This is a genomic window from Paracoccus sp. S1E-3 (assembly GCF_013868135.1).
Classification (GTDB): Bacteria; Pseudomonadota; Alphaproteobacteria; order Rhodobacterales; family Rhodobacteraceae; genus Paracoccus.
On the sequence record NZ_JACEMU010000013.1, the window covers coordinates 29,284 to 43,631 of the forward strand.

Annotated in this window: 12 protein-coding genes; 3 read left to right on the forward strand and 9 right to left on the reverse strand. The window is 65.5% G+C overall.

Going from position 1 to position 14,348, the window contains the following annotated elements; all coding sequences use genetic code 11:
- Positions 1-101: 101 nt before the first annotated feature.
- The gene (locus H1S04_RS13005; protein ID WP_181745977.1) at positions 102-1,046 is read right to left on the reverse strand and encodes a LysR family transcriptional regulator; all 945 of its coding nucleotides are present in this window, start codon (positions 1,044-1,046) and stop codon (positions 102-104) included.
- A 103-nt stretch (positions 1,047-1,149) separates the two neighbouring features.
- Between H1S04_RS13005 and H1S04_RS13010 the strand changes: the two genes are divergently transcribed.
- Both H1S04_RS13010 and H1S04_RS13015 read left to right on the forward strand, forming a co-directional pair.
- On the forward strand, positions 1,150-2,784 hold the full coding sequence (locus tag H1S04_RS13010; protein ID WP_181745978.1) for an amidohydrolase: 1,635 nt from the start codon (positions 1,150-1,152) through the stop codon (positions 2,782-2,784).
- Positions 2,785-3,711: a GTP-binding protein gene (locus tag H1S04_RS13015; protein ID WP_181745979.1), complete on the forward strand. Its 927-nt coding sequence runs from the start codon at positions 2,785-2,787 to the stop codon at positions 3,709-3,711.
- Positions 3,712-3,803: 92 nt separating this feature from the next.
- Here the strand turns inward: H1S04_RS13015 and pta are convergent, their stop codons facing one another.
- The 8 genes from pta to H1S04_RS13055 all read right to left on the reverse strand — a co-directional run bounded on the left by pta (position 3,804) and on the right by H1S04_RS13055 (position 12,680).
- Entirely contained in the window at positions 3,804-4,760 is a 957-nt protein-coding gene (gene pta, locus H1S04_RS13020; RefSeq protein WP_181745980.1) for a phosphate acetyltransferase, read from the reverse strand.
- Positions 4,761-4,898: 138 nt separating this feature from the next.
- Positions 4,899-5,915 (reverse strand): YeiH family protein, encoded by a 1,017-nt coding sequence (locus H1S04_RS13025; protein ID WP_181745981.1) that lies wholly within the window; start codon positions 5,913-5,915, stop codon positions 4,899-4,901.
- 167 nt (positions 5,916-6,082) lie between these two features.
- Positions 6,083-7,864 carry a sulfoacetaldehyde acetyltransferase gene (gene xsc / locus H1S04_RS13030; RefSeq protein ID WP_181745982.1) on the reverse strand — a complete coding sequence of 594 codons (1,782 nt, stop codon included), beginning with the start codon at positions 7,862-7,864 and terminating at the stop codon, positions 6,083-6,085.
- Between the two features lie 12 nt (positions 7,865-7,876).
- Positions 7,877-9,268, reverse strand: a complete 1,392-nt coding sequence (locus H1S04_RS13035) for an FAD-binding oxidoreductase (protein ID WP_181745983.1) — start codon at positions 9,266-9,268, stop codon at positions 7,877-7,879.
- A gap of 8 nt (positions 9,269-9,276) precedes the next feature.
- Positions 9,277-9,672 carry a nuclear transport factor 2 family protein gene (locus H1S04_RS13040; RefSeq protein WP_181745984.1) on the reverse strand — a complete coding sequence of 132 codons (396 nt, stop codon included), beginning with the start codon at positions 9,670-9,672 and terminating at the stop codon, positions 9,277-9,279.
- A 16-nt stretch (positions 9,673-9,688) separates the two neighbouring features.
- Entirely contained in the window at positions 9,689-11,029 is a 1,341-nt protein-coding gene (locus H1S04_RS13045) for a TRAP transporter large permease (RefSeq protein WP_181745985.1), read from the reverse strand.
- Positions 11,029-11,586 (reverse strand): TRAP transporter small permease, encoded by a 558-nt coding sequence (locus H1S04_RS13050; RefSeq protein WP_181745986.1) that lies wholly within the window; start codon positions 11,584-11,586, stop codon positions 11,029-11,031. Before H1S04_RS13050 ends, H1S04_RS13045 begins: the two co-directional genes overlap by 1 nt.
- A 92-nt stretch (positions 11,587-11,678) precedes the next feature.
- The gene (locus tag H1S04_RS13055) at positions 11,679-12,680 is read right to left on the reverse strand and encodes a TRAP transporter substrate-binding protein (protein WP_181745987.1); all 1,002 of its coding nucleotides are present in this window, start codon (positions 12,678-12,680) and stop codon (positions 11,679-11,681) included.
- 117 nt (positions 12,681-12,797) lie between these two features.
- On the opposite strand from H1S04_RS13055, the gene H1S04_RS13060 reads away from it, so the two are divergent.
- Complete coding sequence (locus H1S04_RS13060; RefSeq protein WP_181745988.1) at positions 12,798-14,297, forward strand: PLP-dependent aminotransferase family protein; 1,500 nt, start codon at positions 12,798-12,800, stop codon at positions 14,295-14,297.
- Positions 14,298-14,348 lie beyond the last annotated feature (51 nt).

Below are 14,348 nucleotides of genomic sequence, written 5' to 3' on the forward strand. Positions count from 1 at the left end.
TCCTGTCGGGACATGCGCCGGATTTTTGTGCCGGTCGCGGACAGGTTCATGAATCCGTCACAGCTTACCTTGCGGCAAATGCATTTTTGCTGCCGAATTCCTCAGAAATCCTGTGGAATATAGGGCCGCACGAAAGCGCGGTCGAATTCGCCGCGCATCGCCTGCATCTCGCAAGTAGCGATAATCGCTTCGGAAACCGGAGACAATTTGACATCTCGTCGCGTCAGAAAGCCGGCGCGGGGCGCATCGTGATCGCCCGCAAGGGGAAGCCGGACCAGATCGCCGCTGGCATAGGTCTGCTTGCTCATTGGGCGGATGTTGAACACGCCATAACACATTCCCGCCGCGATCAGCGCCCGCATCATGTCGGTCGAGCGCGCCGAATAGACCACGTTCGGCGTCAACCCGCGCGCCGCGAACAGGTCCATCAGATAGCGCCGCGACAATTCCAGATCCAGCACCACCAGCGGCTCGGGCGCCAGCTGTTCCAGCGTCACGAATCGGCCGCTGGCCAGTGGGTGCGACGCCGGCAGCGCCGCATGGGGATAGCCCACGAACAGCGACAGGAAACGATAGGCCAGTTCATGCACCGGGCCGTAGCACAGCGCAAAATCGGCATCGCCGCTGTCCAGAATCCGCACGATCTCCTCGGAATTCCCCTCGATCACATCAATCTTCAGATTCGGGTAACGCTGCCGGACCTCGGACAGGATCGTCGGCAGCAGGATCGGCGCCAGTGGCGTGAAACAGGCGATCCGGGCCGTGCCGTCCACAATCTGCTCGAGATCGGTGATCTTGCTGTCGAACCGTGCCTGCGCCGACAGCAGAAGGCGGATTTCATCCAGGAATTTCCGCCCGAACACGGTGACCGCGATCCCGCGCGACGGCACGCGGGCAAAGATCGGCTGCCCGGCCTGCGCCTCGATATGGTCGATGGCGGCGGCGATCGAGGATGGCGAGACCGCCAGCGCCTCGGCCGCCGCGGTGATCGACTGATGCCGCTCGGCCGCTTCCAGATAGCGCAGGTGCTTCAGCGTGTAATGCATCTCATCCTCAGCGAAATAGAGGAATTACCCCGCAATTATGCATTTCACGCAGGATATTTGTCACGATTATTCTGCATCGCAGCCCCATCCGACGGAGAGTTGCATGACCCCGACCCTTTTTTCTGCCCGCCGCATCATCACCATGGACCCGTCCCGCCCCGAGGCCACGCATGTCCTCGTCTCCGGCGACGGCCGGATTCTCGCCGTGGGCACCCCGGATGAGATGGGGGACTCGGGCGAGGCGACCCGTGACGACCGATTCGCCGACAAGATCCTGATGCCGGGCTTTGTCGAGGGGCACGCGCATATGATGGAAGGCTCGGTCTGGCGCTTCACCTATCTGGGCCATTACGCCCGCATCGCCCCCGATGGCCGCCACTGGGACGGCATCACCAGCACCGATGCGCTGATCGCGCGGCTGCGCGAACGGGCGGCGGAACTGGGCGACGGGCCGGTGGTCGGCTGGGGTTTCGATCCGCTGTTCGTCCCCGGCGAGCGGCTGTCGCGGCTGGATCTCGACCGGGTTTCGACCACCCAGCCGGTGGTGGTGCTGCATTCCAACATGCACCTGCTGACCGCCAACAGCGCAGCGCTGGAACTGGCGGGCTATGACGAAAACACCGATGTGCCGGGCGTGCTGCACAGCGCCGACGGCCAATTGCACGGCGAATTGCACGAAATGGCCGCCATGTTCCCGGTCATGCGCCGCGTCGGCGCCAGTTTCCGCAATCTGGGCGGCGATCCCGAATCGATCTGGAATTTCGCCCGCTCGGCCTGCCGGGCCGGGGTGACGACCTCGACCGACCTCTTGAACGATCTGGCCGAGGAAACGCTGGCCGATCTGCTGGCGACGACTGGCGAGGACGGCTATCCGCTGCGCGTGGTGCCGATGCTGTCGGCGCTGGCGATGCCCCCGACCGAGGTCGGTCCGCGGGCGCTGGAACTGCGCGCGCGTTCGACCGACCGGCTGCGGATGGGCGGCGTCAAGATCATCACCGATGGCTCGATTCAGGGCTTTACCGCCCAACTGCTGGCGCCGGGCTATTATCGCGGCACCGATAACGGCATCTGGAACATCGCCCCCGAGGCGCTGAACGCCATGGTCGACGACCTGAACCGGCAGGGCATCCAGATGCATATTCACGTCAATGGCGACGGCGCCAGCCTGGCCGCGATCGAGGCGCTGGAGGCCGCGCTGGCGGGCCATTTCCGCCCCGATCATCGCCACACGCTGCAACATTGCCAGATGGCCGACCGGGCGCAACTGCGCCGCATCGCCGCGCTGCAATGCTGCGTGAACCTGTTCGCCAACCACCTCTATTATTTCGGCGACAAGCATTATGAAATCACCATCGGCCCGGAACGCGCCTGCCGGATGAACCCCTGCGCCAGCGCGCTGGAACTGGGCATTCCGCTGGCAATCCATTCCGATGCCCCGATCACCCCGCTGGCGCCACTGGTCACCGCATGGTGCGCGATCAACCGCCTGACCGACGGCGGACGGCAGCTTGGCACGTCCGAGCGCATCTCGCTGGATCAGGCGCTTTATGCCATCACGCTCGGCGCCGCCCATACGCTGAAGCTCGACGCCGAAATCGGCTCGGTCGAGGTCGGCAAGCGCGCCGATTTCGCGGTGCTGGAAGACGATCCCCATGCCCTCGGGGCTGAGCGGCTGCGCGAGGTGCGGGTCTGGGGCACGATTTTCGGCGGTCAGCCGGTCCAGACGGGATCGTTCTGAATGGACGCGGCACTGCCGGTCAACCTGCTCTGCGGCTATCTGGGCGCGGGCAAGACCACGCTGCTGAACCGGCTTCTGGAACAGGACGATCAACGCATTCTGGTCATGGTCAATGATTTCGGCGACATCGCCGTCGACGCCACGATGATCGCGGGCCGTTCGGCCGAAACCATCCAGCTCAGCAATGGCTGCATCTGCTGTTCGATGGGCGGCGGCCTGTTCGAGGCGTTCGAACGCGCGCTGGCGCTGCGCGAGCACGTCGACCGGCTGGTGATCGAGGCCAGCGGCGTGGCCGAACCCGACCGGCTGGCCAATTTCGCCCGCGCCGAACCCGATCTCGATTGCCGCGCCGTCATCGCCGTGGTCGATCCGCCAAGCCTCGCGGACCGTCTGGCCGACCCGAAAATCGGCAAGGTGGTGGAGCGCCAGATCGCCGGCGCCGACGCGGTATTCCTGTCCCGCGCCGATGTCGCCGACGCTGCCGCGATGCGGCAGGCTGCCCGGCTTGTCGGCGGCATCAACCCGCTGGCCAGCCAGCACCAGCACCTAGATGGCGGCTTTCTGACCGCATTGGCCGCGCGGCACGACGCAAACAGCCTGTCCGCAATGGGGGCACCCGGCAACCACCAGCAGCTTTTTGCCAGCCGCACCATTGCGGTTGACGCAGTCCCGAATGCGCATGACCTGACCGCGCTCCTGACCGGGCACGGGGGCGCGATCCATCGCCTGAAGGGCTATGTCCAGTTGCCCGGCCTGACCCAAGTTCACCTGCTGCAACTGGCCGGCGGGGTGCTGTCGTTGGAACCCGTCGACGCCCCGGAAGGTATCGCCATCAACCAGCTGGTCGCGATTTCACCCGATGCAGGGGCGCTGGCAACACTGGCGGCAGAGGTGGCGGCGTCTCACGACATTCAGCGCAGATCCTGAACCGTCGCCGGTCTGGCTTAGGCCCAATCCTGCGCTCCTGCGCCGCACGGCGCAGGAGATGAAAGCCGCTTCGCTGCTGCCTCGGCGGCCCGTCAGACCGCCTGAACCGAGGTGACGGCGGCGGCGGCGATGATGTCATCGACCGACGCGCCCCGCGACAGGTCGTTCGCCGGTTTCGCCAACCCTTGCAGGATCGGCCCGATGGCGGTCAGGCCGCCCAGCCGTTGGGCGATCTTGTAGCCGATATTGCCCGAACTCAGATCGGGGAAGATGAACACATTCGGCTGGCCGGTCAGGCGGCTGCCCGGCGCCTTTCTGGCTCGGATGGCGTCATCAAGCGCCGCGTCGAACTGCAATTCGCCATCGACCTCCAGATCGGGCTCGGCCTCGCGGATCATGGTCAGCGCCTCGCGGATCTTGGTCAGCGAATGATGCTCGGCCGATCCGGCGGTGGAAAAACTCAGCAGCGCGACGCGCGGCGTCTGGTTCAACAGCTGCCGGCAGGATGCGGCAGCCGACCGGGCGATGGCGGCCAGTCCCGCCGCGTCGGGGTCGATCACCAGCCCGCAATCGGCGAAGATCATCCCGCCCTTGACGCGCGCGTCCGGGGCGCAGGCCAGCATCAGGAAGAAACTGCTGACGATCCCGGCATCGGGGGCGCGTCCGATGATCTGCAGGGCCGCGCGCACGGTATCGGCGGTGGTCGCGACCGCGCCCCCGACGGTGCCGTCCGCCTGCCCCAGCCGGACCCGCATCGCCGCCTGCCGGATCGGGTCGCGCATCTCGATCAGCGCCTGTTCGGCGGTCATGCCCTTGCTGGCGCGCATGGCCTGCCAATGGGTCGACAGCTCCACCAGATCGGGGGCCTCGGCCGGGATCAACGAGGTGACGCCGGGCAGGTCGGGACCGTTCATCAGAGTGACGCGGGCCAGCCCTTCCTCGGTCAACCGGGCGGCCGCTTCGGCGACGCGCGGGTCGTCGCCCTCGGGCAGGATGATATGGCGCGGCGTGGCGCGGGCGGCGTCGAAGATACGGTCAAGCGGTGTCATGGCGGCGGCCCTTTCAGAAGGCAACGGCTGTTGAGGGTTGCGCGCAACCGCGCAACGAAGGGTGTGTTTCGTCCGGGCACGACTTCTCTGTGCCCCCGCCCGTATGCGGTGGTTTCGGGTCGTTTCGGTGGCCTCGCCTCAACCCAGGAAGTGCAACCCGGCGACGACGAAGACGCCAAGGAAGATGGTCTCGGCCACGATCAGCGCGATGGCGCCGCCGCCGACTTCCAGCATCTTCTTCAACGAGGTCTTGATGCCGACCGCCGCGATCGAGATCAGCAGCGCCCAGCGCGACAGATCGCCCGCCGCGTCCAATACCACCTGCGGGATCAGCCCGAAGCTGTTCAGCGCCGCCAGCACCAGAAAGCCGATGACGAAGCCCGGCAGCAGCGGCGGCGCCTTGCCGCCATCGGTATCGGCCAGCCCGCGGGCCCGGATCACCAGCGAGAAGCACAGCACCACCGGCGCCAGCATCGACACCCGGATCAGCTTTACCAGCGTCGCCGTCTCGCCGGTTTCCGGACCGATGGAAAAGCCCGCGCCGACCACCTGCGCCACGTCGTGGATGGTGCCGCCCAGGAACACCCCGCTGTCACGCGGCGTGAAGCCGAAGGCATTGGAAAGCATCGGATAAAGCACCATGGCGATGGTCGAGAGCACGGTCACCGACAGCACCGTGAAGACCAGATCACGCTCGGATTTCTCGTGCTTGGGCAGCACCGCAGCGATGGCCATGGCGGCCGAAGCGCCGCAGATCGCGACCGAGCCGCCGGTCAGCAGCGCAAAGCGCCAGCCCCGCCCGACGAAGCGGCTAGCCCCCAGCGCGAACAGGATGGTCAGGATCACCCCGGCCACCACCAGCGCGATCGAGGCCCCGCCAAGCGCGGCCAGCATATCGACCGAGATCCGTGCGCCCAGCAGCGCCACCCCCAGCCGCAGCACGGTGCGGGCGGTGAAGGCGATGCCCGGCGCGGTGCGGGTGCCCTCATCAGCCAGAAAGTTCAGCGCCAGCCCCAGCAGCAGCGCCAGCAGCATCGCCGGCGCGCCGTAATGGTCGGACAGGAACTGCGCAGTCGCGGCCACCAGAACCGAGACAGCAAAGCCCGGAAAGGCATCGGCCAGCGTGCCGCGCGAAGGGATCATGGTGGTCAGCATTGTCGTCTCCGGTCAGGGTCGGAACCTTCCGGCGATGAGAGCGCCCGCGCCGGAAGGAAGGTAATGGAACCGCAGCGACCCAAGGGAATTGCGGCTGTCGCCAAAAGCAGGCGACCCGCAGGTCGGCGCAGCATGGGCGGGGCGCGTCGCGCCCTGCCCGTCTTTTCTCAGGCCGCGCCTTTCTGCGGGCGCATGTCGGCCTTGTCGATGCCGGCCACCGGGACCGGCTTCTTCATGGCGTCGCGGCGGAAGGGCTCGCCCAGTTCCTGATTCAGCAGAACCTCGATGAAGGTGGTTTCCTTGTTCTTCATCTGGCGTTCGACCGCCTCATGCAGGGCGTGGGTCAGATCCTCGGAGGTTTTGACCTGCACCCCGCGCACGCCGCAGGCCTCGGCGATGCCGGCATAGGTGGTCTCGCGGTTCAGCTCGGTGCCGACGAAGTTGTTGGCATACCACAGCGTGGTGTTGCGTTTTTCGGCGCCCCACTGATAGTTGCGGAAGATCACCATGGTCACCGCCGGCCAGTCCTCGCGCCCGACCGAGACCATCTCGTTCATCGAGATCCCGAAGGCACCGTCGCCCGCAAAGCCGATCACTGGCGTGTCGGGATTGCCGATCTTGGCGCCGAGGATCGCCGGGAAGCCATAGCCGCAGGGACCGAACAGGCCCGGCGCCAGGTATTTCCGCCCCGCCTCAAACGTCGGATAGGCGTTGCCGATGGCGCAGTTGTTGCCGATGTCCGAGGAGATGATGGCATCGGCCGGAACCGCCTGCATGATCGCCCGCCAGGCCTGACGGGGCGACATCAGATCGCCGTCACGCTCGCGCGCTTCCTCGTTCCAGACGGTGCCCGGATCGTCCTGCTCGTGATCGAGGCTGGACAGCTCCTGCGCCCAGCGCGATTTGGTCTGCGCGATCAGGTCGCGGCGTTCCTTGCGTCCGGCATCGCCGGCATCGGGGGAAAGCCGGGCCAGAATGCCGCGCGCCACCTTGGCGGCGTCGCCCTGAATGCCGACCGTCACCTTCTTGGTCAGCCCGATCCGGTCGGCATTGATATCGACCTGAATGATCTTGGCCTCTTTCGGCCAATAGTCGATGCCATAGCCCGGCAGGGTCGAGAACGGGTTCAGACGGGTGCCGAGGGCCAGCACCACATCGGCCTTGGCGATCAGCTCCATCGCCGCTTTCGAGCCGTTATAGCCCAGGGGGCCAACGGACAGCGCGTGCGAGCCGGGGAAGGCGTCATTGTGCTGATAGTTCGAGGCGACCGGCGCCTCCAGCCGCTCGGCCAGCATCCCCACATCCGGGATCGCTCCCGACAGGACCACGCCCGCACCGGCGAGGATGACCGGGAACTTGGCTTCGGACAGCAGGCGGGCGGCCTCGGCCACGGCTTCCTCGCCGCCCGAGGGACGCTCGAAGGCCACGACCTGCGGCAGATCGACATCGATCACCTGCGTCCACATATCGCGCGGGATGTTCATCTGCGCGGGCGCCGAGTTGCGCCAGGCCTGCATGATGACCCGGTTCAGCACCTCGGGGATGCGCGAGGGGTCGCGGACCTCCTCCTGATAGCAGACCGAATCCGCGAACAGGCGCATCTGCTCCATTTCCTGGAAACCGCCCTGCCCGATGGTCTTGTTGGCGGCCTGCGGCGTCACCAGCAGCAGCGGCGTGTGGTTCCAGTAGGCGGTCTTGACGGGCGTGACGAAGCCGGTGACGCCCGGCCCGTTCTGCGCGATCATCATCGACATCTTGCCGGTCGAGCGGGTGAAGCCATCGGCCATCAGCCCGGCATTGGTTTCATGCGCGGTATCCCAGAAGGTGATCCCGGCCTTGGGGAACAGATCGGACACCGGCATCATCGCCGAGCCGATAATCCCGAACGCCTGCTCGATCCCGTGCATTTGCAGAACCTTGATGAAGGCTTCTTCAGTGGTCATTTTCATCGGCGTCGCTCCTTATTTGCGCTCGTCGCGGTAATGGTAAAGGTGGTAGAGGCCCCATTGGCCCAGCCGCCGGAAGGGTGTTTTCCAGCCCTCATGCGGCAATTCGGTGTTGAAGATCGGCAGGTCCGGCACCGCCTCTCCGGCCACAAGCTGAGCCATGCGGCGCCCGGCCATGGCGGAATACATGACCCCGTTGCCGCCATAGCCAAGCGCGTAGAAGGCGCCGGGCATGTCGGGCAGGCCGGTGATGCGAGGCATCATGTCATGGCTGACATCGACCCAGCCCCACCAGGAGTAATCGAGATCAATGCCGCGCAGGGCCGGGAACTTGCGGGCCATGCCTTCGCGCAACGCGTTCAGATGCGCCGGATTGGCGGCATCCTTGCCGGTGATCGCGGCGCGCGAGCCGATCTGCAGCCGGTTGTCGGGCAGCAGGCGATAGTAATGGCGCAGCGTCCGCGTATCGGTCAGCGGCGACAGCTTCTGGATGCCGACCTCGGCCAGTTCGCTGTCGGTCAGCGGCCGGGTGACGATGCTGTTCGACATGATCGGCATCAGCCGGTCGCGCACGCGCGGGTTCAGCCCGCGCGGCGCATAGGCGGCCGTCGCCACCGCCACGCGCTTGGCGCGGACGGTGCCGCGCGGGGTGCGCAGCAGATGCGTGCCGTTCTTGTATTCCCAGCTTTGCACCGGGCTGTCGGTATGAACCTTCGCTCCCAGCGACCGTGCCAGCTTCAGATAGCCGAAGGCCAGCTTCGCGGCATGGATGCCAAGCCCGTCCGCCTCCCACATGGCGCCATGGGCCTCCATGTCGCGGGCGACGGTGGCGTGCAGCTCGTCGCGCGACAGCATCCGGGCGTCATAGCCGAAGGTGTCGCGCAGCAACTTAGCCTCGGATTCCAGCGACGGCATGACCGAGGCCTTGTGCGCGATATAGTAATGGCCGCCTTCCTGCGGGTCGCAGTCGATCTGCGGATCGCGGATCAGGTCGCGGAACAGGGCGAAAGCCTCGGACACCTCGGCATGCATGCCCTTGGCCACGTCGAGGCCCCAGCGTTCGATCCACTGGCTGCGCTTCAGCCGCCCCGAACTGATCTGCGCCTGACCGCCATTGCGGGTCGAGCAGCCATAGGCGACGCCGTTCGCTTCCAGCACCACGGCCTTGATGCCGTGCATCCTGGCCAGATGGATCGCGGTCGAAAGGCCGGTATAGCCCGATCCGATCACCACCACATCGGCATCCATATCGCCGGTGACCGGGCCGTCGTCCTCGGGCGCGGGGCCAGCGGTGCCGATCCAGTAGGTCGGGGCATAATCGCTGCCCGGACCCAGCGCGCGCGCCGTCATCGGGTCGTAATAGGGATCGAAAGGCACCGATCCGGGGCGTTTGTCGATTGCCTGCATGGCAGACCTCACTTGGCGGGGATGGCGGGGCGTTGCTTGCGGATCGCCTGTTTCTCGACGATCTGGCCGTCCCTGATGCGGAACAGGTCCACGCCCTGCACTTCGGTCCGGGTGCCGTCGGGATTGGTGGCGCGGAAGGTCCACTGGCTGACGCCGCGGCTGCCGTCCTCGGACATGAAATGGCTGTGGTCGGCCCATTGCACGTCGGGCATCGTGGTCCAGACATTCACGAAGGCCTTGGCGATGGCGTCCTTGCCCTCGATCCGGTTGCCGTATTCGTTGTCGCCTGCCACGGTGAAGAACACGCAGTCATCGGCGAAATTGGTCATCACGGCGTCGATGTCGTGGCGGTTGAAGGCGTCGAAAGTGGCCTTCAGATTATCGGCGGTCAGAGTTTTCGACATGGAATTGGTCCTTTCCTTAGTAACCCATCATCCGCGGCAGCCACAGGGCGATTTGCGGGAAGATGGCGATGATGAAGATCGCGCAGACAGAGGCGATGGCGAAGGGAATGGCGCGCAGGCTGATGCGCTCGATCGAGACGCCCGAGATGCCCGAGGCGATGAACAGGTTCTCGCCCAGGGGCGGGGTCTGGAAGCCCACGGACAGCGTGCAGATCATCACGATGCCGAAGTGGATCGGGTCGATCCCCATCATATAGGCGACGGGCAGCATCACCGGGACAAGGATCATGATCGCGGCCAGCGTTTCCATGAACATGCCGACGATCAGCAGCAGACCGATGACCAGCGCCCAGATGATGTAAAGGTTGTCTGTCAGGCCAAGGATGCCGCCCGCGATCACGCCGGGGACGTTGTTCTCGACCAGCACCCGGCCGAAGATCGTCGCGGCGAACAGCACCAGCAGCACGCGCCCGGCCAGCCAGGTGGTGGTGTCAAGCGATTTGACGACCTCGGTCACATCCAGTTCGCGATAGATGAAGATGCCGACAAACAGGGTATAGAAGATCGCGACGATGGCGGCCTCGGTGGGCGTGAAGGCGCCGGAATAGATGCCGCCGAGGATCACCACCGGGGCCAGAAGCGCCCAGAAACCCTTGTAGCAGGCGCAGGCGATCTTGTGCAGCGACAGCGGTTCATCCGAGCCGTGGAAGCCGCGCATCCGGCAGCGGATGTAGTTCATGATCAGCAGACCGCCCGCCATGACCACCCCCGGCAGGAACCCGGCGATGAACAGCTTCGAGATCGAGACCGACTGGAAGGGGCCATAGGTTTCGACGGCGGCCGGATCGGGCGCGATGCCCATGGCCGAAATGCCGTAGATGACCATCGGGATCGAGGGCGGGATGATGATGCCCAGGCCCCCGGCGGCGGCGGTGACCGAAGCCGCATAGCCCGCGCCGTAATTCTGGCGCACCATGGCCGGGATCATCAGCATGCCCACGGCGGCGGTGGTGGCGGGGCCCGACCCCGAGATCGCGCCGAAGAACAGGCAGGCGATGATGGTGGCGGCGGAAAGACCGCCGGTGAAGGGACCGGCAAGGCTTTCGGCGACCGCGATCAGGCGGCGGCTGAGGCCCGCGGCCTCCATCAGCGCGCCGGCCAGGATGAAGGCGGGCAGCGCCATCAGCGGGAAGGACCCGACCGAAGACCACGCCATCTGCACCATCTTGATCGGGTTGTCGCCCAGATACAGCATCGCCGCCAGCGCCGAGACGCCAAGCGCCACGGTGATCGGCGCGCCAAGGATCATCAGCCCGAAGAATGAGCCGAACAGGATTTCGATCAGCAGGCTATCCATCAGTGGTTCCTCCGCTCATAGGCGCGCTGTTCGTCTTCGGCCAGTTCCATGACGGCCTCGACGGTGACGCGGTCGGGATCGGCGGGATCGACGCCACGGACAAGTTTCAGATAATTCACCTGGATGATGCGGATGGTCATCAGCGTGAAGGCGATGGGCAGCGCCAGATAGACATAGCGCATCTCCCAGCCGAGGGTCTGGGCCTTCACGAAGGGCTTCAGCCGGCTGATGAACTCGATCGCATACCAGATGAAAACGATATTGAAGACGATCCAGAAGGCATCGCCGATGGCCTCGATGATGCGGGCCTTCTTGCGGGGCAGCATGTTCAGATGGAACGTCACGCGGTTGTGCGCGGCCATCCGGGCGGCGTAGGACGCGCCGAAATAGGCGAACCAGACGAACAGGATGACGGAAAGTTCCTCGATCCAGGTGATCGAGAAGCCGAAGATCTGGCGGGCGACGATCTGCACGAACAGCAGCGTCACGAACACGGCCAGCATGATCCGGCACAGATGGCTTTCGAACTTGTCCATGAAGGACCAGAACGCAGACATGGCGGACCTCCGAAAAGGGTTTGCGGGAAGGGCGGAATGGCGGGCGAAAAGCGGCGCGCGGGACAGGCCCGCGCGCCAGTCGGGGAGGAACCTTACGGCGCCGCCGGACGGCCGAGCGAGGTCAGGACGTTGTCCAGAACTTCCTTGCCGCCGATCTGGTCATAGAATTTCGGCCAGACCGCCGTCGTCGCCAGTTCGATGAATTCCTTCTCGCCATCGGCGGGTTCGGTGATCTCCATCCCGCGCGAGACCAGTTCATCGCGGATCTTCGCTTCCTCGGTGCGCAGGAACTCGGCCGAGGCCTTGGTCGCGGCCTCGCCCGCGGCCAGCACCTGCTGCTGTTCTTCCTCGCTCAGATCCTGGAACACCGCCTCGGAGATGATCAGCGGCTCGATCGAGAAGATGTAACGCAGGTTGGTGATGTATTTCTGAACCTCGTCGAACTTCATCGCGGCGATTGTCATGTAGGGGTTGTCCTGACCGTCCACGACCTTCTGCTGAAGTGCTGCAAAGGTTTCGTTCCACGACATCGGCGTGGGGTTCACCCCCCAGCTCTTATAGGTCTCGATCATGATTTCATTCTTCGGCACCCGGATGACCAGCCCTTTCAGATCGGCCACGGTCGAGACCGGCTTTTTCGAATTGGTCAGCACCCGGAACCCCGAATAGGTCCAGCCGACGATGCGGACACCGGCGTCCTCAACGGTCTGCGCGATCATCTGCTGACCGATCTCGCCCTGGGTGATCTTTTCCGCATCCTCCAGCGACAGGATCACATAGGGCAGCGTCAGTGTGCCCACGGTCGGCGAATAGGGAGTGACGTTGTTGATCGCGAGGATCGAGAAGTCGAGCGTTCCGGTCGCGGCGGCGGTGACGGTGTCCTCCTCGCTGCCAAGCTGGCCGTTCAGGAACAGCTTCGCGGTCATGTTGCCGCCGGACTGTTCCTCGAGCGCGGCGGTGAAGGCCTTGCCAAGGGCTTCCTGGGTGCTGCCGGCGCCGTCGCCCACGGCGATGCGGTATTCCTTGGCGGCGGCGGGCATGGCCAGCACCAGCGCGGTTGCGGCGGTTACCCAGAAGCGGCTCATCATGGTCATCGTTTCTCCTCCCAGAGTATGGCCGCGGCTCTCCCGGCTGCGGCTACTTGACGCAGGGAAATGTTGCAGATGGGAGGAATCATTGATATGTCCAGTTCAGCGCAAACTTAGGTCCAGATGCCGCCCAGACTCTCCGTCGAAACGATTTTCCTCCGCGAGGCCGAGGCGCCGACGCTGCAAGGTCGTCTGGCGGCGGCGATCGTTCGCGCCATTCTGGAAAGCCGGGCACGTCCGGGCACGCGGCTGCCCTCCAGCCGGCGATTGGCCGAGGCTTTGGGCATTTCGCGGATGACGGTGACGCTGGTCTATCAGGAGCTGGTCAGTCAGGGCTATCTGACCACGGCGCCACGTTCCGGGGTCGCCGTGGCCGAGACGGTGCCGCATGCGCGTCTGCGCCCCGCACGTCGCGACGGGTCTCAGGCGCGCAATCACGCCCAGCAGCCCGACTGGCAGGACTGGCTGTCCAGCCACCACATGCCGCGCCGGGTGATCCGCAAGCCGGTTGACTGGAGCAGCTATCGCTATCCCTTCATCTATGGGCAGGCCGATCCGGCGCTGTTCGATCACAACGCCTGGCGCGACTGCGCGCGGCGCGCGCTCGGCACCCGCGACTTCGCCGATCTGGCCGCCGACCGCTATGGTGCGGACGACCCGCTGCTGGTCGACTACATCTGTTCCAACACGCTGCCCCGGCGCGGCATCCATGCCCGCCCCGATGAAGTGCTGGTGACGCTCGGCGCGCAGAATGCGCTGTTTCTGGCGGTCGAGTTGCTGTCGCGCGTGGACCGGCTGGCGGTGTCGGAGGAGCCGGGCTATCCCGATTTCGCCGAGACCCTGCGCCGGGCGCAAAGCCCCACGACCTTTCTGCCGGTTGATGAGAAGGGGCTGAACCCGGCCGATCTGCCGGAAAATACCCGGCTGGTCATCATCACCCCAAGCCATCACATCCCGACCGGCGTGACCATGCCGCTGGAGCGCCGGCGTGACCTGATGGCGCGCGCCTCGGCACAGGATTTTCTAATCATCGAGGACGACTACGACTTTGAGATGTCCTATCTCGCACCCCCCGCCCCAGCCCTGAAATCGCTGGATGAGGATGACCGCGTGATCTATCTGGGTAGCTTCTCCAAGTCGCTGTTTCCGGGGCTGCGCATCGGCTATATGGTCGCGCCCGCGCCGCTGATCGCGCAGGCGCGCGCGCTGCGCTCGATCATGCTGCGCCACCCGCCCAGCCATCTGCAGCGCATCACCGCCTATTTTCTGGCGCTTGGCCATTACGATGCCCACATCGCCCGGCTGCGCGAGGCGTTGCGGGGCCGGCGCGAGGCGCTGGAGGCGGCCTTGCGCGACACCGGCCTGCGCATTGCGGGGGCGCCGGTCTCGGGCGGCTCCAGCGTCTGGATCGACGGCGGCGCGGGCATCGAGGCGTCGACCCTGGCCGAGGCGCTGCGCGAAGACAGCGTGCTGATCGAACCCGGCGCGGTTTTTTTTGAAACGCCACCCGCGCCCTGTCCGTTCTTCCGTCTGGGCTATGGCTCGATCAGCGAGGCGGACATTCCGGCGGGCATCCAGCTGATCGCCAACCGGATCAACACCGCGAATGTCGGGCGCAATTAGCGCGCCCCTGCTGCGTAGCGTGGCGGCGCCCCCCGCCTGTCGTTTTTGGAC

Bases quoted from the DNA above. Each gene is read 5' to 3' on its own strand.
- H1S04_RS13025 (WP_181745981.1), bottom strand. From the start codon at position 5,915: ATGCTGACCACCATGATCCCTTCGCGCGGCACGCTGGCCGATGCCTTT.
- xsc (WP_181745982.1), bottom strand. From the start codon at position 7,864: ATGAAAATGACCACTGAAGAAGCCTTCATCAAGGTTCTGCAAATGCAC.
- H1S04_RS13010 (WP_181745978.1), top strand. From the start codon at position 1,150: ATGACCCCGACCCTTTTTTCTGCCCGCCGCATCATCACCATGGACCCG.
- H1S04_RS13015 (WP_181745979.1), top strand. From the start codon at position 2,785: ATGGACGCGGCACTGCCGGTCAACCTGCTCTGCGGCTATCTGGGCGCG.
- pta (WP_181745980.1), bottom strand. From the start codon at position 4,760: ATGACACCGCTTGACCGTATCTTCGACGCCGCCCGCGCCACGCCGCGC.
- H1S04_RS13050 (WP_181745986.1), bottom strand. From the start codon at position 11,586: ATGTCTGCGTTCTGGTCCTTCATGGACAAGTTCGAAAGCCATCTGTGC.
- H1S04_RS13005 (WP_181745977.1), bottom strand. From the start codon at position 1,046: ATGCATTACACGCTGAAGCACCTGCGCTATCTGGAAGCGGCCGAGCGG.
- H1S04_RS13045 (WP_181745985.1), bottom strand. From the start codon at position 11,029: ATGGATAGCCTGCTGATCGAAATCCTGTTCGGCTCATTCTTCGGGCTG.
- H1S04_RS13035 (WP_181745983.1), bottom strand. From the start codon at position 9,268: ATGCAGGCAATCGACAAACGCCCCGGATCGGTGCCTTTCGATCCCTAT.
- H1S04_RS13055 (WP_181745987.1), bottom strand. From the start codon at position 12,680: ATGACCATGATGAGCCGCTTCTGGGTAACCGCCGCAACCGCGCTGGTG.
- H1S04_RS13060 (WP_181745988.1), top strand. From the start codon at position 12,798: ATGCCGCCCAGACTCTCCGTCGAAACGATTTTCCTCCGCGAGGCCGAG.
- H1S04_RS13040 (WP_181745984.1), bottom strand. From the start codon at position 9,672: ATGTCGAAAACTCTGACCGCCGATAATCTGAAGGCCACTTTCGACGCC.